20 protein-coding genes are annotated in these 18,617 nt (G+C 47.8%); 2 read left to right on the top strand and 18 right to left on the bottom strand.

Features of this window, described 5'->3' with window-relative positions:
- Window positions 1–10: 10 nt before the first annotated feature.
- The 15 genes from ACFFLE_RS06910 to ACFFLE_RS06840 form a co-directional block, all read right to left on the bottom strand.
- Window positions 11–364, bottom strand: coding sequence for an ATP synthase subunit I (locus tag ACFFLE_RS06910; protein ID WP_344700794.1), 354 nt, complete (start codon window positions 362–364; stop codon window positions 11–13).
- 150 nt (window positions 365–514) lie between these two features.
- Window positions 515–1,648 carry a non-hydrolyzing UDP-N-acetylglucosamine 2-epimerase gene (wecB, locus tag ACFFLE_RS06905; RefSeq protein ID WP_344700795.1) on the bottom strand — a complete coding sequence of 378 codons (1,134 nt, stop codon included), beginning with the start codon at window positions 1,646–1,648 and terminating at the stop codon, window positions 515–517.
- 18 nt (window positions 1,649–1,666) lie between these two features.
- Window positions 1,667–2,296 carry a uracil phosphoribosyltransferase gene (gene upp, locus ACFFLE_RS06900; protein WP_380570411.1) on the bottom strand — a complete coding sequence of 210 codons (630 nt, stop codon included), beginning with the start codon at window positions 2,294–2,296 and terminating at the stop codon, window positions 1,667–1,669.
- 59 nt (window positions 2,297–2,355) lie between these two features.
- Window positions 2,356–3,591, bottom strand: a complete 1,236-nt coding sequence (gene glyA, locus ACFFLE_RS06895; RefSeq protein ID WP_380570410.1) for a serine hydroxymethyltransferase — start codon at window positions 3,589–3,591, stop codon at window positions 2,356–2,358.
- 23 nt (window positions 3,592–3,614) lie between these two features.
- The gene (locus ACFFLE_RS06890; RefSeq protein WP_380570409.1) at window positions 3,615–4,160 is read right to left on the bottom strand and encodes a TIGR01440 family protein; all 546 of its coding nucleotides are present in this window, start codon (window positions 4,158–4,160) and stop codon (window positions 3,615–3,617) included.
- The gene (rpiB, locus tag ACFFLE_RS06885; RefSeq protein ID WP_380570408.1) at window positions 4,129–4,557 is read right to left on the bottom strand and encodes a ribose 5-phosphate isomerase B; all 429 of its coding nucleotides are present in this window, start codon (window positions 4,555–4,557) and stop codon (window positions 4,129–4,131) included. Before rpiB ends, ACFFLE_RS06890 begins: the two co-directional genes overlap by 32 nt.
- A gap of 63 nt (window positions 4,558–4,620) precedes the next feature.
- Complete coding sequence (locus ACFFLE_RS06880; protein WP_380570407.1) at window positions 4,621–5,034, bottom strand: arsenate reductase/protein-tyrosine-phosphatase family protein; 414 nt, start codon at window positions 5,032–5,034, stop codon at window positions 4,621–4,623.
- Window positions 5,031–6,077: an L-threonylcarbamoyladenylate synthase gene (locus ACFFLE_RS06875; RefSeq protein WP_380570406.1), complete on the bottom strand. Its 1,047-nt coding sequence runs from the start codon at window positions 6,075–6,077 to the stop codon at window positions 5,031–5,033. Before ACFFLE_RS06875 ends, ACFFLE_RS06880 begins: the two co-directional genes overlap by 4 nt.
- Window position 6,078: 1 nt before the next feature.
- Window positions 6,079–6,930 (bottom strand): peptide chain release factor N(5)-glutamine methyltransferase, encoded by an 852-nt coding sequence (gene prmC / locus ACFFLE_RS06870; protein ID WP_380570405.1) that lies wholly within the window; start codon window positions 6,928–6,930, stop codon window positions 6,079–6,081.
- Window positions 6,917–7,996 (bottom strand): peptide chain release factor 1, encoded by a 1,080-nt coding sequence (gene prfA / locus ACFFLE_RS06865; protein WP_344700803.1) that lies wholly within the window; start codon window positions 7,994–7,996, stop codon window positions 6,917–6,919. The genes prmC and prfA overlap by 14 nt, the downstream gene beginning before the upstream one ends.
- A 98-nt stretch (window positions 7,997–8,094) precedes the next feature.
- Window positions 8,095–8,310, bottom strand: coding sequence for a 50S ribosomal protein L31 (gene rpmE / locus ACFFLE_RS06860; protein ID WP_344700804.1), 216 nt, complete (start codon window positions 8,308–8,310; stop codon window positions 8,095–8,097).
- Between the two features lie 117 nt (window positions 8,311–8,427).
- A complete protein-coding gene (gene rho, locus ACFFLE_RS06855; RefSeq protein ID WP_380570404.1) occupies window positions 8,428–9,744 on the bottom strand; it encodes a transcription termination factor Rho in 1,317 nt (438 codons plus the stop codon).
- A 188-nt stretch (window positions 9,745–9,932) separates the two neighbouring features.
- On the bottom strand, window positions 9,933–11,201 hold the full coding sequence (gene murA, locus ACFFLE_RS06850) for a UDP-N-acetylglucosamine 1-carboxyvinyltransferase (RefSeq protein WP_380570403.1): 1,269 nt from the start codon (window positions 11,199–11,201) through the stop codon (window positions 9,933–9,935).
- Between the two features lie 25 nt (window positions 11,202–11,226).
- The gene (gene fsa / locus ACFFLE_RS06845) at window positions 11,227–11,877 is read right to left on the bottom strand and encodes a fructose-6-phosphate aldolase (protein WP_380570402.1); all 651 of its coding nucleotides are present in this window, start codon (window positions 11,875–11,877) and stop codon (window positions 11,227–11,229) included.
- Between the two features lie 150 nt (window positions 11,878–12,027).
- Window positions 12,028–12,885 (bottom strand): class II fructose-bisphosphate aldolase, encoded by an 858-nt coding sequence (locus ACFFLE_RS06840; protein WP_344700808.1) that lies wholly within the window; start codon window positions 12,883–12,885, stop codon window positions 12,028–12,030.
- A gap of 121 nt (window positions 12,886–13,006) precedes the next feature.
- Here ACFFLE_RS06840 and ACFFLE_RS06835 point away from each other — a divergent pair, with 121 nt between their 5' ends.
- Window positions 13,007–13,519, top strand: a complete 513-nt coding sequence (locus ACFFLE_RS06835; RefSeq protein WP_380570401.1) for a DUF2529 family protein — start codon at window positions 13,007–13,009, stop codon at window positions 13,517–13,519.
- A 114-nt stretch (window positions 13,520–13,633) separates the two neighbouring features.
- Here ACFFLE_RS06835 and pyrG read toward each other — a convergent pair whose 3' ends face one another.
- From pyrG to ACFFLE_RS06820, 3 genes are all read right to left on the bottom strand, one after another.
- A complete protein-coding gene (gene pyrG, locus ACFFLE_RS06830; RefSeq protein WP_380570400.1) occupies window positions 13,634–15,229 on the bottom strand; it encodes a CTP synthase in 1,596 nt (531 codons plus the stop codon).
- A 139-nt stretch (window positions 15,230–15,368) separates the two neighbouring features.
- A complete protein-coding gene (gene rpoE, locus ACFFLE_RS06825; protein WP_380570399.1) occupies window positions 15,369–15,884 on the bottom strand; it encodes a DNA-directed RNA polymerase subunit delta in 516 nt (171 codons plus the stop codon).
- Window positions 15,885–15,957: 73 nt separating this feature from the next.
- Window positions 15,958–16,797, bottom strand: a complete 840-nt coding sequence (locus ACFFLE_RS06820; RefSeq protein WP_380570398.1) for a GNAT family N-acetyltransferase — start codon at window positions 16,795–16,797, stop codon at window positions 15,958–15,960.
- A gap of 165 nt (window positions 16,798–16,962) precedes the next feature.
- Here ACFFLE_RS06820 and ACFFLE_RS06815 point away from each other — a divergent pair, with 165 nt between their 5' ends.
- Window positions 16,963–18,594, top strand: a complete 1,632-nt coding sequence (locus ACFFLE_RS06815) for a BCCT family transporter (protein WP_380570397.1) — start codon at window positions 16,963–16,965, stop codon at window positions 18,592–18,594.
- Window positions 18,595–18,617: the final 23 nt, after the last annotated feature.

Genomic DNA, 18,617 nt, shown 5'->3' with positions numbered 1-18,617 from the left:
TTCACCTCTTTCACTCCGTCAATTCTTTAACAGTACGAAACAGGATCATGACATAGCTGAGCATGAGCCCCGACCCTATACCGAAAATGCTGAATATATCCGGGAAACGCACCCAGAATAAGCATGTAACAATTACAATGGCAAGTCTTGCCGCCGTCCCAGTCCTGATTTTTCCATCTACTGCCCCGTAAGCCCTATCAAGGTTGTAATACCAATTGAACAACATCAATATGGACGCAAGGGTGCCTAGGGCGAACCCTGCTGCAAAAGTTGATGATGTAAACAGGTAGATGAGTAAGCTGATGACAAGGGGGAAAAGCAGAAACCTTAAAAAGTGGTGGGAAAATCGTCTCAGAAATGGCAATTTAACACTGTCTCCTAGTGTATTATACGGCTTTCATTGTAAACCGTTACATTACTCTTGTAATGATATAGGAGTGCTTTTTTTATGTCAATATTATGGACATATTAATTTAATTTCAGTTTGATTCTGACATATTATAGACATAATTGGTCATGCTTTGAAACTTTCTGGTTTTTCATTGAGGATGCCGTAGTAGTACTTGATGTTTTCGCAGATCCTTAAAGAAGCCCGACCGTCCCCATATGGATTATTGGCCTGAGCCATCTTTTTGTATACTTCCTCATCCGTGAGAAGCTCATTCACCAGTCTGTAGACGTCTTCCTTTTCTGTACCCGCCAGCTTTAGAGTCCCTGCTTCTATGCCTTCGGGACGCTCTGTGGTATCACGCAACACCAACACTGGTTTTTGTAGTGATGGCGCTTCTTCCTGGACGCCTCCGGAATCCGTCAGTATAATATGACTGTTTGCTGCAAAGTTATGGAAATCGACCACGTCCAGCGGTTCAATCAGTTCAATCCGGTCATGGCCTGAGAGGTGCTTATCTGCTATGGCCCTCACCTTAGGATTTTTGTGCATTGGATACACCACTGTAACATCTGCGAACGTCTCTACGATGTCCCTGACTGCACTGAAGATATTCTCCATCGGTGTACCGATGTTTTCTCTCCTATGCGCAGTGAGCAGGATGACCTTTTTGTCTTTGTGCTTGCTGATGATGTCGCTCTGGTATGAGGTGTCAACTGTCGTCCTCAGTGCATCTATAGCGGTATTGCCAGTGACTGAAATCGTTTCTGGTTTTTTATTTTCCTCAAGCAGATTGTTTCTTGATGTTTCTGTCGGTGAAAAATGCAGGTCTGCAAGGGCACCTGTCATCTGTCGATTCATTTCTTCCGGGAAAGGCGAATATTTATTGTGGGTCCTGAGGCCCGCTTCAACGTGCCCAATATCCACCTTACTGTAGAACGCAGCCAAACTTCCTGCGAATGTCGTCGTCGTATCCCCATGAATGAGCATCATATCTGGTTCCGCTTCTTTAATGATTGACTCAAGCCCTGTAATGACACGACCTGTCACCTCAGAGAGTGTCTGCCCCTGTTTCATGATATTCAAATCATAGTCAGGTGTAATACCGAAGATCGACAGTACCTGATCGAGCATTTCCCTGTGCTGTGCCGTAACGACGACTATCGGTTCCAGTTCGGGATCGTCTTTAAGCGCCAATACAAGAGGTGCCATCTTGATTGCTTCCGGCCGCGTGCCGAAAACCGTCATAATTTTTTTCATGTTCTTTTTCCTCATGATCTATTTTGTGCCGAACAAACGATCCCCGGCATCTCCAAGCCCCGGTACGATGTAGCTTGCATCATTGAGCTTCTCATCAAGCGCTGCAATGTAGATGTCCACATCCGGGTGTGCTTCTTTCAAAACATCCACACCTTCAGGAGCGGCCACCAGGCAGATGAACCGGATTTTAGTCGCGCCGCGCTTTTTAACTGCTGTAATCGCTTCAACTGCAGAAGCCCCTGTTGCGAGCATCGGATCGATTACGAAGATATCCCGTTCTTCAATATCACCAGGGAATTTCGCATAATATTCTATCGCCTCCAACGTCTCCGGATCCCGGTATAGGCCGACATGGCCCACCCTCGCAGATGGAATCAACTTCAATATCCCCTGCTGCATTCCAAGACCCGCTCGGAGAATTGGTACAATACCGAGTTTTTTTCCACTCAACCGCTTTTCTGTAGTCCGTGTGACTGGCGTTTCTACTTCAACGTCTTGAAGGGAAAGATCCCGGGTCACTTCATATGCCATCAGCATACCGACCTCATCCACCAGTTCCCTGAACTCTTTAGTGGATGTGTTTTTATCTCTGATGTATCCCATCTTATGCTGGATTAATGGATGCTCCATTACTTGTACTTTAGACATATTTTTCCTCCTTTTTTCTCAATTGTGCCGGAGCAATGTTTTGCTCCGGCAATTTGGATTTACTTATGCAGTGGGAAACCATCAGTAAGTCCGGTCACTCTTTCCCTGAGTTCCTCGAACTGCCGGCCTTCTTTGACCGCTGTCAACGCTTCTACGATGATATCCGCCACTTTTTCCATCTCCGCTTCCTTGAACCCACGTGTCGTCATCGCTGGTGTACCCAGACGGATGCCGCTTGTAACGAACGGTGACTCCTCATCGAACGGAATGGTGTTCTTATTGCATGTGATGCCGATCTCGTCAAGTGCTTCTTCTGCTTGCTTACCAGTAAGGCCAAAGCTTTTGACATCTACAAGTACAAGGTGGTTATCCGTTTTGCCGCCGACGATGCGCAGCCCGCCGTCAGCCAGTCTGGCAGCCAATGCTTTTGCATTCTTCAGCACCTGATCTTGATATTCCTTGAAACCAGGATTCAACGCCTCACCAAAAGCTACTGCTTTAGCGGCGATGATGTGCATGAGTGGCCCTCCCTGGATGCCTGGGAAGATCAGTTTATCAACTTTTTTGGCATGTTCGCTTGTAGTGAGTATGAGGCCGCCACGCGGTCCTCTCAACGTCTTATGGGTCGTCGAAGTGACAAAATCAGCATATGGCACCGGGTTTTGATGGAGTCCAGCTGCGACAAGCCCGGCGATATGTGCCATATCGACCATCAGATAAGCCCCTACTTCGTCAGCTATCTCACGGAATTTCTTGAAGTCAATTTCTTGTGCATAGGCACTCGCCCCAGCCACAATCATTTTAGGCTTATGCTCTCTGGCTTTTTCCAGCACTTCATCATAATCCAAAACTTCTCCATCTTTTACCACACCGTACTCCTCAAAGTTGAAGAGCTTACCACTGAAATTCACAGGGCTGCCGTGCGTAAGGTGACCCCCATGATTCAAGTTCATGCCAAGTACAGTATCCCCTGGTTTTAGGACAGACATATAGACAGCCATGTTCGCTTGTGAACCTGAGTGGGGCTGTACGTTTGCATGCTCGGCACCAAACAGTTCCTTCGCACGTTCACGAGCCAGATCTTCTACGATATCCACATATTCACACCCGCCATAATATCGTTTGTGGGGGTAGCCTTCTGCATATTTATTGGTGAGTATTGAACCTTGTGCTTCCATTACTGCTTCTGACACAAAATTCTCAGAGGCAATCAGTTCAATATTATTCTTTTGACGGTTATGCTCATCTTCCATTGCTTCAAAAAGTTTAAGATCTTGAGACTCGATAAGTGACATGTTCTCTCTCCTTAATAATTAGGTTAATAGTGTGCGCGTGGCCCTCCAATAAGCTTAGGTCTTGAGTAGGCGATTGTGACGTTAGCCTGCCCTATCGTCTTTTGTTCGACCCTGAGTGGAACGGCTACAGGCTTGATATGCATTCCAATCAGGGTCTGGCCGATATCAATGCCCCGATCTGCTGCCACATGTTCAGTAACCGCTGGGGAGTCGAAGTGATGGTAGGCATATTCACTCAGACTGCCTCCTGCCGAGCGGTGAGGCACGACACTGACAGCCGGATAAAGTCTGTTTTCGGCGACGTGCCTTTCCATGGTGATTGCACGGTTGATGTGTTCGCAACCCTGGAACATAAGATTGACATTGTGCTGTCCAGCCTTTTCGCTGAACACATCAAATATCAATGCAGCAACTTCCTCTGAGCTGTTTTCTCCGATGCGGTGTCCCATCACCTCTGATGTTGAACAACCAATCAGCACATCTTCCCCTGCTCTGAAAAAGTCCACAGCTTCAAGTTGTGAGACCAATGCGTCCAGGTCATTCCTCAATCTTGCAAACTCTTCGTTCATGTCTACCTCCTTCATATTCTGTCGCCAGCCAGACATCTACGATATCATCTGCAAGGCCGGGACCGATGACACGTTCTCCCATCGCCAGAATATTGGAATTGTTATGGGCTCGGGTGGCACGTGCGGAAAATGTGTCGTGGACCAGAGCACAGCGAATGCCTTTGACTTTGTTTGCACTTATGCTCATACCGATACCAGTGCCGCAGATCAGTATGCCCCGGTCGTATTCACCAGCAGCCACTTTCTCTGCAACAGGTCGTGCAAAGTCCGGATAGTCCACAGAAGCGTCGGAATCGGGACCGAAATCCGTAAAATCAACGTCATTTTCACGAAGTTTCGCAACAATTGACTGTTTCAGATTGAAACCGCCATGGTCTGAAGCAATAATAACTTTCATATACGGTTCACCTCGTTTACATTATATAATAAAAGCTTACAGAGAAAAGGCTTCATAAGCAAATCACAAGTCAAATTCATCAATGAATTTTTTAAGTTGTACAAAAGTGACCTCATAATCATCCATCGTTCCGCCGTAGGGATCCATGACGTCTTCTACCCCTTCCCCAGCATATTCGCTGATCATCCGCACATCTGCTTCTGGAAATTGTCTGCCCACTACATCTTTGTGGCTGGCTGTCATGACAAGCAACAATGAATCGGCGGTATCTGCCGCCGTCAATTGATGGGGTGCAGATGGCCGCTCCAGGTTTTCACGGTCGATGATTGCTGCTGAGCGATCATTGATGGTTGTATCACCAGCCATCACCCCCCTCGATTCAAAAACAATATCCTTGTCCTTGAATCTGGCCTTTGCATAACTTTCTGCCATCGGACTTCTGCAAGTGTTGCCGGTACAGACGAAAATTATCCTCATGACGATTCTCCCTTGATTATTTCATTGCCGGTCGCTTTGTAAATGCGGTTCATCAACGCCTCTGTTTCGGCATTTTTCGGGAAACCTTGAATATATATGATGTCCACATCGGATTTATCCATCTTCCTTAACGCCGCGTACAAGTTGCGTGCGGCTTCCCGATAGGCCTGTTCCGTAGAACACAGACTGATGAACTCCGCGCCTTCGGGCACATATTCCCTCGTTGTTTCTGGCGCAATGACACCCATTTTTTGTCCTTCTTCAATCTGTAGATGTGTATTGTTGCGAAGCCCACCCTCGATGACCACAAGCGGCTGGTGAGGTGCATAGTGCTTATACTTCATACCTGGTGCAATCGGCTGGTTGCCGGCCGATTCATGCCGGCCCACCACTTCCTCCAACACACCTTCCAGATCATCCTGGGTGATGCTTCCGGGCCGTGCGATGCGATAGGGGAACCTAGTGCAATCGAGCACCGTACTTTCCAATCCGTAGGTAGCCGGTTCACTTGCGACTACTCCGTAAACTTTGCCGTTCAAGTCGTCGATAACATGACTGTAATCTGTAGGGGAAGGTTTTCCGCTTAAGTTCGCACTTGGGGCAGCCAAAGGAAAACCGACTTCACGAAGCAATGCACGACCGACCGGATGGCTTGGCATCCTGACTGCCACCGAGTCCAGTTCTGCCACCGCATTGCTTGCAAGCATATTCCCCTTCAACGGCAGAATGAACGAAATCGGCCCTGGCCAAAAATGTTCCATCAATGTTTCCACTTTGACATCAAGCGGCTCAGTGAATTCGGATAATTGTGCCACATCGTATATATGTACTATAAGCGGATTGTCACCGGGGCGGTTTTTAGCCGCAAATATTTTCTGTATTGCCTCATGATTTCGTGCATCACCCGCCAGACCATAGACCGTTTCTGTGGGAATTCCGATCACTTCCCCATACTCGAATGCGGTCTTTATTTCCTCCATCTTTTCAGAAGTTTCAACTGTATCCAGTTGACCCGTTTCAATTTCCCATATTTTTGTGTCCATACTACCCCTCCCACCTGAAGTGAAGTATTCTGTCGTTTCCGTTTATGTCTTTTATAATTTCAGGCTGCGTACCCGGCCAACATTCCGTTACATAGCGACTCAAAGCTTCAGCCTGCTGCCAGCCGATCTCGAAATAGACGCGCCCGCCCTGTTTCAAAACACTGGCCAGCTTTCGGATCATTTTTTTATACAGGCCGAGCCCGTCGTCCTCAGCATAGAGTGCCAATTCCGGTTCGTGCAGAACTACTGAGTCGTCCATATATCTCTGCTCTGATCGACTGATGTACGGAGGATTTGAGACGATGGCATCCACTTTGATATCGCATTCGATTAGTGGAGCAAAGAGGTCCCCTGACAACATCTGCGGACTAACCCCGTGTCTTTCGGCATTCTCCGCAGCCACATGCAGGGCTTCGCCCGATAGATCAGTTAAAATCACTTCATTCTTTTTCCATGCCTTGCCCAGAGTGATTCCGATTGCGCCTGTGCCCGAACCGATATCCACTATCGTGCGCCCGTCGTCCTTCTCTTTGTCGAGCACCAGGGCCACAAGCTCTTCGGTTTCATTGCGCGGTATCAACGTATGGGCATTCACTTTGAACGCCTCGCCGTAAAACCATGCCGTCCCCGAGACATATTGGTGGGGTTCCCCTTGCTCCACCCTCTCCAACGCTCGCTGATATAGTTCCCTTGCTGCATCCGGCACTTCGAGATGGCCGTCCACAAGACGACTCGTCGTATCCATCGAAAGCAGATCCTCCAGCAGAAGAACGGCTATGCGTGGTTCTTTACCATGCGCGATTAGAGAAGCCTCTGCTTCCCTCACCATATCCCGATAACTATAGGGAGGCATTGTTCAATTCTTCCAGTTTGCTCGTCTGTTCTTCGATTGTGAGCGCTTCGATTATTTCATCCAGCTTACCTTCTATAATCTGATCAAGCTTCTGGATCGTCAGTCCTATTCTGTGGTCTGTGACCCTGTTTTGTGGATAGTTGTATGTGCGTATCCTTTCAGAACGGTCTCCGGTACCGACGGCACTCTTCCGTTTCTCTGCATACTCTGCTTCCGCCTCGCGTTGCATCATGTCGTATACACGTGCTTTGAGGACTTTCATGGCGCGTTCACGGTTTTTGATCTGTGATTTTTCGTCTTGGGAAGTCACTACCGTTCCTGTAGGAAGGTGGGTGATCCGCACTGCTGAGTCAGTTGTATTGACGTGCTGCCCCCCTGCACCACTTGAACGGTAAGTATCTATTTTCAAGTCTTCATTGCGGATATCTATTTCGACATCTTCCACTTCCGGTAATACAGCAACAGTTGCAGTAGAAGTGTGGATCCTGCCACCAGATTCAGTCTCAGGCACCCGCTGGACGCGATGCGCACCATTTTCGAACTTGAGTTTTGAGAATGCTGCATCTCCCTGGATCATGAAACTGATCTCCTTGTATCCACCGTGATCACTGGCATTCGCCTCAACCACCTCTATCTTCCAGTTGTTTTCTTCTGCATAGCGTGAATACATCCTGAACAGGTTGCCTGCAAAAATCTGTGCTTCGTCTCCTCCTGCTGCGCCCCTTATCTCGATGATGACGTTCTTGTCGTCATTCGGATCTTTTGGAATAAGAAGCAACTTCAATCTGTCCTCGAGTTCAGGAATCTTCTTTTCGGAATCCGAAATCTCCTCTTTAAGCATTTCAAGCATTTCCTTGTCATCCGTCTCCTGCATCATCATCCGCGATTCTTCAATGGTCTCCTTATGTTGCTTATACTCCCTGAATGCTTCGACGGTTTTCTGCAGATCGCTCTGCTCCTTCGAATACTCTCTCAGTTTATCTGAATCACTGACCACTTCCGGGTCGCTCAACAGCTCATTCAGCATCTCATAGCGATTTTCAATTATTTCAAGTTGATCGAACATATATTTTCACCTTTTCGTCTCTTTAATCTCGTTAATTATATCATATTCGGAAATAAAAAAACTGTATCGGAATATGACCCGATACAGTTTGGATACTCTTATTCGTTTGCACTTTTGAAACCGAATTTTTTGTTGAACTTTTCAATACGGCCATCCGCAGATGCGAATTTTTGACGTCCAGTATAGAATGGATGACATTCAGCACAAACCTCTACTGTAATGTCCTCGCTGTTAACTGATCCTGTTTCAAAATCGTTGCCACATGAGCACTTTACAGTCACTCTGTGGTATTCCGGGTGAATTCCTTGTTTCATTACCTTTTCAGCTCCTTTGCCCTGAACCATCTGGAACAGAGTTATTAGTGGGTTACCCACTTCGATACTTTTGCATTATACACGTTGGAATAGAAAGAATCAACCGTTCTGTTCAATTCAGATGACTGGGCGGCCGGTCGAATGGGAAGACAGCATCCGCTGGCGCAGCACCTCGAAAAATTCCTCATTTGTTTTGGTCTGTTTCAATATCTTCAAGAACCTTTCGGTGAAGTCCGGGGAGTCTGTGAACAAGTTCCGGAGCTGCCATAATACTTCGAGCTGCCCCTTGTCGAGAAGCAGTTCTTCTTTACGGGTGCTCGAGCGCCGGATATCGATTGCCGGATAGATCCTCCGTTCGCTCATGTTGCGGTCCAGATGCAGTTCCATGTTGCCGGTTCCTTTGAACTCTTCATAGATTACATCATCCATGCGGCTGCCTGTATCCACCAGTGCTGTAGCCAGGATGGTCAGGCTGCCTCCGGCTTCTATATTTCTTGCCGCACCGAAGAAATGCTTCGGTCGATGCAGGCTTGCCGGGTCAAGGCCGCCGGATAATGTCCGGCCGCTTGGTGGGATCACAAGGTTATACGCCCTCGCAAGCCGTGTGATGGAATCCATCAGCACCACGACATCCTCGCCCATCTCCACGAGCCGCTTCGAACGTTCAAGAAGCAGTTCAGCAACTTTGACATGGTGTTCAGGCGGTTCGTCGAAGGTCGAATGCACAACTTCCGCATCTTCGACAGACCGCTCGAGATCCGTCACTTCCTCAGGCCGTTCGCCGATGAGGAGAATGAATAATTTTGATTCGGGATGGTTTTTGGTGATCGCATTGGCGATCTCTTTAAGAAGGGAAGTCTTACCTGCCTTAGGCGGGGCGACAATCATCCCCCGCTGACCGAAACCGATCGGAGTGACAAGATCCATGATTCGCGTCGATAGATCCTCAGGCCGGTTTTCCAGATGCATGCGCTCATCAGGATAGAGCGGTGTAAGTGCCTGGAAGTGCGGGCGTTTTTTTATCTGCTCTGCATTATGGTCATTGACGAAGTCGACCTGCAGCAACCCATAGTATTTCTCGTTCTCTTTCGGCCGGCGTACTTTACCTGTGACTTTATCGCCTTTTTTGAGTTCGAAGCGGCGGATTTGGGAAGCAGAAATGTATATGTCCTTCTCCCCCTTGGAGAGGTTGACCGTCCTCAGGAAACCGTAGCCATCCGGTTGGATGTCATCGAGTACCCCTTCCATATAATAGTTGCCGTCTTTCTCCATCTGGGCTTCCATGATGGCAAGGACCAGTTCTTTCTTGTTCAGCCGGCTGTAGTTGGAGAGCCCAAGCTCTTTGGCGCGCACTGTCAGTTCTTTTGTATTGTTTTTTTTGTATAGGGCATCAAAGGACTCATACTTAAGTCCATTTTCATCTCTTTCAGCCATATATTCACGTCACTTTCATTTTTAAGTAGATGATTTGGGTGTTTTTGATTGAGGGCGTGCTACAGAGGCTTTCCAGGGAGAATTACCTTTACATATTCTACACTAGAGGGTGCCAAAGATAAAGGTTCGATACGGCCCGCCTTCATTCTCCGATTAAAGGCCCGGACAGTTGTCCGGGCCTTTAATAATCAGTTTTCTTTTATCTCCTCACGCCAGATGGCAGCACCTAGATCCTTCAGTTTCTTGACGATATCCGTGTAGCCACGATCTATATGATTCACATTATGGATCGTTGTCACACCTTCAGCGATCAGGCCTGAGATGAGAAGACTCGCTCCAGCACGAAGATCACTTGCGTAGACGTCGGCCCCGTTTAACTTTGATGGGAAAATCAGTGCCGATCCGCTTCTCTGTTCTATTTTTGCATCCATACGGCTCAGTTCATCGACATGTCTGAAACGGGCCGGGTAAATCGTTTCTGTAATCTTGCTTATCCCGTCCGCCATGAATAGTATTGGGGTTAGAGGCTGTTGCAGATCAGTCGCAAATCCTGGGTAGACCTGGGTCTTAACTGAAATCGGCCGATAACTTTCAGGTTTGCTGATGGTCGCCCAATCATCTCCCAGTTCAATCTGCACCCCCAGCTCCTCGAGCTTCGCCGTAAGTGACTCCATATGGGTCGGGATGATGTTTTTTACCGTGAAGTCCTCTCCTGCCGCTGCCGCTGCAATCATATAGGTACCCGCTTCTATGCGGTCTGGGATGATGTTGTGGGTGGTGCCATGGAGTGATTCCACCCCATGGATCTTGATGGTGTCTGTTCCAGCGCCTCGGATATCAGCGCCCATATTGTTGAGCAGCGAAGCTACATCGACGACTTCCGGTTCTTTAGCCACATTCTCAAGCACCGTCTTTCCTTCTGCACTACTCGCAGCAATCATAAGGTTGATTGTCGCCCCCACCGAAACCATGTCGAAGAATATTCTCGCACCTTTCAACTTTTCTGCGACAAGGTACATGGCACCATGTTCATTCGTCACTTTGGCACCAAGTTTTTCAAATCCTTTAATGTGCTGGTCGATCGGTCTGGGACCGAGTGGACATCCTCCCGGGAGTCCTATCACACACTTCTTGAACCGTGCAAGCATCGCCCCCATCATATAATAGGAGGCTCTTAGGGATTGTACTTTTGTATTTGGCAACGGCATATTTTCTGCTTTTTCAGCATTGATGCATAATGTTGTCCCGTCGAGTTCCGTGGTGATGTTCAGATCATTAAGAAGGCTCATCAATGTCTTTACATCGGAGATTTCCGGCAAACCTTCCAGGACCACTTCGCCGTCTGACGCCATTAATGACGCAGGTATCAGGGCGACCGCACTGTTTTTCGCCCCGCTGATCTCTACTTCGCCGGAGAGTTTCCTACCCCCTCTGACTTTTATCACTTCTTTAACCATAGTCGTTCTCCTTAATTTAGAATGCCTACTGGCCCTTTTGGCTGTTCCAGTCTTTCAGGAACTGGTCGATGCCTTTGTCAGTCAGTGGATGACTTGTGAGTTTCTTCAATACTTTATAAGGAATTGTAGCAATATCTGCACCTGCTGCCGCTGCACCATGGACATGGCCTTCATTTCTGATGGAGGCAGCGATTATTTCCGTCCCTATTCCATGGATTGTGAAGATGTGTCGGATGTCCGCGATGAGATCCATGCCATCGAGACCGATATCATCCAGCCTACCGATGAATGGAGACACATAAGTTGCGCCAGCATGGGCGGCCGTAAGCGCCTGGACAGTATTGAATACAAGCGTCACATTTGTTTTTATCCCTTCAGATGACAGGACATTCACCGCCTTCATCCCTTCGTCAGTCATCGGGATTTTGACTATGATATGCTCGTGAAGCTTTGCGAGTTCACGTCCTTCTTCAATCATGCCTGCTGCATCAAGCGCAATCACTTCGCCGCTTACCGGCCCTTGAACCAATTCGCATATTTCCACAAGACGGTCATGGAAGGATATGTCCTTCTCCTTGGCCACAAGCGATGGGTTGGTCGTAACACCGCGCAATACGCCCCATTCGTGTATATCTTTGATTTCATCCATATTTGCTGTATCAATAAAGTATTTCATAAACTTAAGGCACCTCCATTTAGGTTATTCATTCATTATAAAACAGTCATGCCCAGTCGGCAATGGCTGTCAGATCTTCTCAAACTGTATACGTATCTGCTTCAACAATCAAATAAAAGCCATCCTTGGTGGATGGCTTTTCATGGCCTGTTACGCTTGACCTGAGGTGCCGAATTCCCGGATTTTACCGCGTACAGTCTCTTTGACTGCTTCCCTTGCAGGCCCGAGATATTTACGTGGATCGTATACTTCAGAATCATTGGCCAGTACTTCCCTGACCTTCTGTGCTGACGCAATCTGGTTGTCGGTATTGACATTGATTTTAGCGGTTCCAAGAGAGATTGATCTTTGGATGTCTTTAGTCGGAATGCCCGTACCACCGTGCAACACCAATGGGATGTCGGACTGGTTGCCGATTTCTTCCATTTCCGCAAATCCGAGATTCGGTTCCCCCTTGTATGGACCATGTACCGAACCGAGTGCAGGTGCAAGACAATCGATGCCTGTCCTCTCAACCAGTTCCCGGCACTCTGCAGGATCGGCGTAGATTACACCGTCGGCTATAACATCATCTTCCTGGCCACCAACGACACCGAGTTCGGCTTCGACGGAGACGCCTCTTTCATGGGCATACTCGACGACCTTCCTTGTTGTCGCGACATTATCTTCAAATGGGCCATGCGAAGCATCTATCATGACTGATGTAAATCCAGCACCAATCGCCTCGACACATTTTTCATAGCTCGAGCCATGATCCAAGTGGATGGCCACAGGGATTGTGATATCAAGGTCATGCATAAGCCCTTCAATCATTTTGACGACAGTTGTCATGCCGCTCATATATCTCGCCGCACCTTCTGAAACGCCCAGGATGACCGGGGCATTCTCCTCTTGTGAAGCTGTCAGGATCGCTTGGGCGAATTCCAGGTTATTGACGTTATACTGGCCGACTGCGTATCCTTCTTTTCTTGCTTTATTAAGCATTTCCGTCATTGATACTAAAGGCATCTAATTTTCCTCCTGTGGATTGTTTGCTTTATTGCATAACTGTGATTATAGCAAATACATTTTATTTCGGGTAATGATTTGGTACCATTGAAATACTGACTACCATGAATGGAGTGATCTTATGGATAAGATTCTACAGACTCAACTGACGAATATATATAATCATATAAACGCCCAGGAAGAAGAAATCGAAATGGCGGCACGCCTGATTGCCCAGGCTGTCGGCAGCGAGGGGGAAGTCCGGCTGGCCACTTTCCACGATTTCACCGGCATCCAATCATACCTTCTGGAAGGGGCACTCTCCCTGCCGAAGGCCAAACCATTCGAAACGGTCGAATCCTTGGACGCCCCGGACCGGACCCTGGTTATAGCAGACCAGTTTGATGAACCCGTCAAACAGTTGGTCAATGCGCTTGGAGAAGCGGACAAGGAATTCGTGCTCATCTCGAATTATAATAAGCATGAAGCAGAAATACTGGACTCACTCCACCATTATATCGACTTATCCTCCCCGCGTCCCCTGGTTCCGACACCTGATTTCGACAAAATTGTTAACCCTTATATTTCTGCATTCCTATACCTATATGATCATCTGTACGTCCTTGTGGACGAAATGACGAATGAAGCGTATTGAACCTGTTTTTTTACAGTGTCTCAAAACGTATAATGGTGGATTCCCCCATCATCCTGACTGCATGAAAATGAAAAATACCGTCCAGCTATCTCAGCTGGACGGTATTTTAGCATGTTAATCCAAACATGCATTGATAAGCCCCTGGAACAGGGGATGCGGCCGTGTCGGCCGGGATTGGAATTCAGGATGGAACTGGACGGCGACAAAGTATGGATGGTCTTTAAGTTCAATCATCTCAACGAGCCTGCCGTCTGGAGAAGTGCCGGAGAATATCATGCCCTTCTCCTCAAGCTGCGTCTTGTATTTGTTGTTGAACTCATACCTGTGGCGATGACGCTCATCTACATGCGAAACGCCATAGAGCTTGCGCGCTTTAGTGCCTTCTTTGATTTCACAAGGGAAGCTGCCGAGCCTCAATGTACCTCCGAGGTCCACGACATCTTTTTGGTCCGGCATCAGATCGATGACAGGATGCGCAGTGTCCTCATCCAGTTCACTTGAATGGGCACCTTCAAGACCAGCTACATTGCGTGCAAATTCCACAGTGGCAAGCTGCATGCCGAGACATATGCCAAGAAGCGGGATGTTGTTCTCACGTGCATATTGGAGTGCATATATTTTCCCTTCCACACCACGTTCACCGAAACCACCTGGTATCAGGATGCCGTCGACGCCTTCGAGCTCAGCTTCGTGATTTTCCGGTGTCAGGAATTCTGAATTGATCCATTTGATGTCGATGTCGGCCTGACGCTCATAGCCAGCATGCCTCAACGACTCCGCTACCGATAAATATGCATCCTGAAGCGTCACATATTTACCGACAAGACCGATGGTCACCTTCTTATCGATATTTTCCAGGTTCTGGAGCAGGTGCTTCCAGTCTGTCAGTTCCGCTTCCTTATGTTTACCAAGCTTAAGCCTATCGATGACGAGTGAGTCCATTTTCTGCTCCTGCAGCCTGATCACTATATTATAGATCGTTGACTCATCTCTCGCTTCTATGACGCTATCTTTATCAATATCACAAAAGAGTGCAATCTTATCGCGCAGATCTTCGCCCATGGCGTGTTCGGAGCGCACGACGATCATGTCGGGCTGGATGCCGAGCCCTCTGAGTTCCTTGACGCTGTGCTGGGTCGGTTTGGTCTTCATTTCACCCGCCGCTTTAATGTATGGCAGCAATGTACAATGGATGTACATGACATTCTCACGTCCAAGGTCGCTCCTCACCTGTCTGATGGCCTCCAGGAAAGGCAGTGATTCGATGTCTCCGGTCGTACCGCCGATTTCAGTTATCACGATATCCGCATTCGATTCTTCGCCCGCTTGAATCAGACGGGATTTTATTTCATTGGTGATGTGTGGAATCACCTGGACTGTACCGCCGAGATAATCCCCACGGCGTTCTTTGCGTATCACTTCAGAATAGACTTTTCCCGCTGTGACGTTTGAGTATTTATGGAGATTGATGTCGATGAACCGTTCATAGTGCCCCAAATCCAAATCCGTCTCTGCTCCGTCCTCTGTGACGAAGACTTCTCCGTGCTGATATGGGCTCATGGTCCCTGGATCTACGTTCAAATATGGATCGAACTTCTGTATTGTGATCGAAAAGCCACGATCTTTCAAAAGCCTTCCAAGCGACGCTGCCGTAATGCCTTTACCCAGAGAAGAAACAACCCCGCCGGTCACAAAAATATATTTAGTCATTGCACTTCCTCCTGTGAAAAATAAAAATAGCTCCCTTCCACACTTGGTGAAAAGGAGCCGTTCTTTACAATCCCTTTTTCAGGGAGCCCAATAAAAATAATATCACTTTTAACCTGAATGTCAACTGGAAGTTGTTTTTCTAGAGATCGGGTTTATCTTCGTAGGAGTCTTCAAGTTCATCCGTATCATCGTACTCTATATCTTCATCGATGGTTTCGTCGACTTCCTCCTCGCCTGAAATTTCATTTTTTGACAATGGGGAGTCGAGGTCCTCTGTATCATCTTCGACGAGTTCCTTATCCTGATCAATGATATCTTCTTCGACATCTCCATCAATCGGCTCATCCTCCACGGCAAGCTCGATCTTGTGGATTGTTGGTGCGATCTTATCGGATATGTCATCTACCGAGTACCAATCCCTAAGTCCCCACAAGCCTTCGCCTGTACTCAGAAAACGGCCATCCGTATTCAAATCCGTGTAAAATTGCACAATACGGTTTTCGATCTCCTTATCTGAATATCCGCCCAACTCCTTGAACTTGTCGACAATATCATACAAGTTCACTTCTTTCCCTACATCTTCAAGGTATATATGTGCCATTTCGATAAAGGAGTTTTCATCCAGCATCTGCTTGGAGTAGTCATCCAGTCTCATCTCATTCATCCTTTCCAGTCTCGAATATCACAGGATATCTTACATGTAATTGGAACATGAATCAAGCACTTATTCAATAGTTTACATACTTCACGAATTTCTGCTGTCCACCTTCATCTTCCATCATGACGAATCCGCCTTTTTCAAACAATTTATGCCACCCTGCTGCATCATCGGTCAAAATGGTCAGTTGCTTGATTTCTGGCATATCGCGTCTGAGGAAAGTCGCAATTTGACGCATCGCACTTGAGGCAACACCGCGTTCACGTTCCTCCGCCTTGACATGCAGATGCGTAATCCGAAGCTCCGCCCCATTGACCTTGCCCTTTATCTCCCCGATGGTCTCCTTCTGGTTCCTGATTATATCGATTTTGATGGCCGGCAACTGTACAGCGTCATCTCTCCCCAGTTTGATGTTATGTACATACTTGCTATCCAGATCCAGGTAATAAAGACGTTCCTTTCCTATCGGACCATCTTCCTTTGTTGCCGTATGTGTAAACCCGGCTCGTTCATAAAGGTTCCAGGCTGCTGTATTTTCAGCATCCACGACAAGGTAAAGGTGATCGAAATTCGAAAAGTTCTCCTGTATATAGATGGGCAGCCGCATCGCCACCTGCGTTCCATATCCGCGGCCCTGCAGCTTTTCATCAATCGACAGCGACCTTATATAGACCACTTCGTGTGGTGTGTCGTAACCTTCATGCTGGTAATGCTTATGAAGCACGAAGAATCCGATGATCGTTCCTTCCCCGTTCAATACCACACAAGGTACACGATCAGGGTCATCAACAGCATCATCGACCACATCAGTCGGCAAGCTGGAATATACTTGTTGCTGTTCACTCAACCTGAAAGCCGCTAGAGTCTCCCGATCATTCTCCTGAAACGGCCGGATACTTATCTCGTCCATAATCCAAAACCCCTTTTTGACATGTAATGTCATTTTGTTATGATAACTATTATACCCTTTCCAGTATAAAAATAGTCAGCTTGATATTCAATGTTTTAATGGTGTTTAGTCTCGACACAACGGGGGTACAACGGTATACAATAAGATATTTTAGGGGGAGAAATTTTGGACAATGGCAATTTGGACAGTAATCCCAAAAAGGGGGATAAGTCGAAGAAAAGTTCCAAATTCGAAAAAGAGAAACGACCGGATAAGAACCTGGAGCCAAAAAAAGGGTCAAGCCTAGGGTTGGTGTTCTGGACCGCCGCTTCAATCATCATCGCTGCTGCCTTGGTGGCAACAATCATACCTGGCAAGTTCGAAGCTGCATCAAGCTCAGTCTATGGCTGGATTGCCGGATTATTCAGTTGGTTCTTCATGATTGCAGTATTTGGATTTGCTCTATTCCTGATTTTCCTGGCGCTCTCGCCATATGGCCGCATCAAGCTCGGGGGAGATAATTCGAAACCTGAATTCTCTTTCCGTTCATGGATTGGCATGCTGTTTTCCGGCGGATTGGGTGTAGGTCTCGTGTTCTTCGGTGTCGCGGAACCGATGAGCCATTATATGATCTCACCCTTTCCGGGTGGAGAGACTGAGTCCGTGGAGGCGGCGCGCATGGCCATGGGCTATTCATTCTTCCACTGGGGGATTTCCCAATGGTCCATATTTGGGGTAGCCGGCCTTGCAATTGGCTACAACCAATACCGCAAGAAGAAGGACGGCCTGGTCTCCACCTCGCTCGAACCGATACTCGGCAATGACTATAACCAGAAGCTGAGGAAATCCATAGATATACTTGCCGTGGTCGCCACTGTTACAGGGATGGCGACATCAGTTGGCCTTGGCATCATGCAGATGGACGGGGGGCTGAACATAGCCTACGGCATCCCATCGGGGCCGTTGACCCAAATCATACTTACTGCCCTGATGACAGGCTTCTTCATACTGTCGACGACGACCGGCCTGAAACGCGGCATCAAATGGCTGAGCAACCTTAACATGCTGCTTGCCGCTGTCATCACCATCTTCATAATGGCTGTTGGTCCTTTCACGTTCATCATGGAGAGCATCGTTGTGGGGCTTGGTGATTACCTATCCAACTATGTCGGGTATTCGTTGCGCATGCAACCTTATACCGGTGAAGTCTGGGTGCAGGAGTGGACGGTCTTCTACTGGGCGTGGGTCATCGCCTGGAGTCCGTTCATCGGTTCCTTCGTGGCCCGCGTCTCCAAAGGGCGCTCCATACGCGAGTATGTAATGGGAATCCTCATCATTCCACCGATACTTTCCTTCCTCTGGATCGGTGCCCTGGGTGGTACGGCGATCTACTCTGATCTGTTCAATGGAACAAATATCGGAGCACTCGTACTCGAAGATGATACTGCAGCACTTTTCGCATTGTTCGATCAGCTGCCGCTGACTGAATTGTTCTCAGCCCTCGCAATACTGCTGATTTTTACATTCCTTGTCACATCAGCAGACTCGGCAACATTCATCGTGGCGGGAATGACCTCAGGGAACACGGATTCGCCAAGTACACGCCTTAAAGTCATCTGGGGAGTACTGCTTGGTTTCCTTACAGTCACCCTGATCATCGCTGGCGGCCTGACAAGCCTACAAGCCGCTTCACTGCTGGCCGGTCTGCCGTTTGGACTTGTCCTCATCGCCATGATCATCGCAGTCTCCAAATCACTCAGACGAGAACCAAATGATTCGATGAAGCGCCGTCAACGCAAAGATCGCACAAGAGCCTGAATTTAATGTTACTAAGTCGGAAT

Source organism: Salinicoccus siamensis (assembly GCF_042429615.1).
Classification (GTDB): Bacteria; Bacillota; Bacilli; order Staphylococcales; family Salinicoccaceae; genus Salinicoccus; species Salinicoccus siamensis.
The sequence above is the reverse complement of the archived record's forward strand: the minus strand, read 5'-3'. Positions and strand labels throughout refer to the sequence as shown.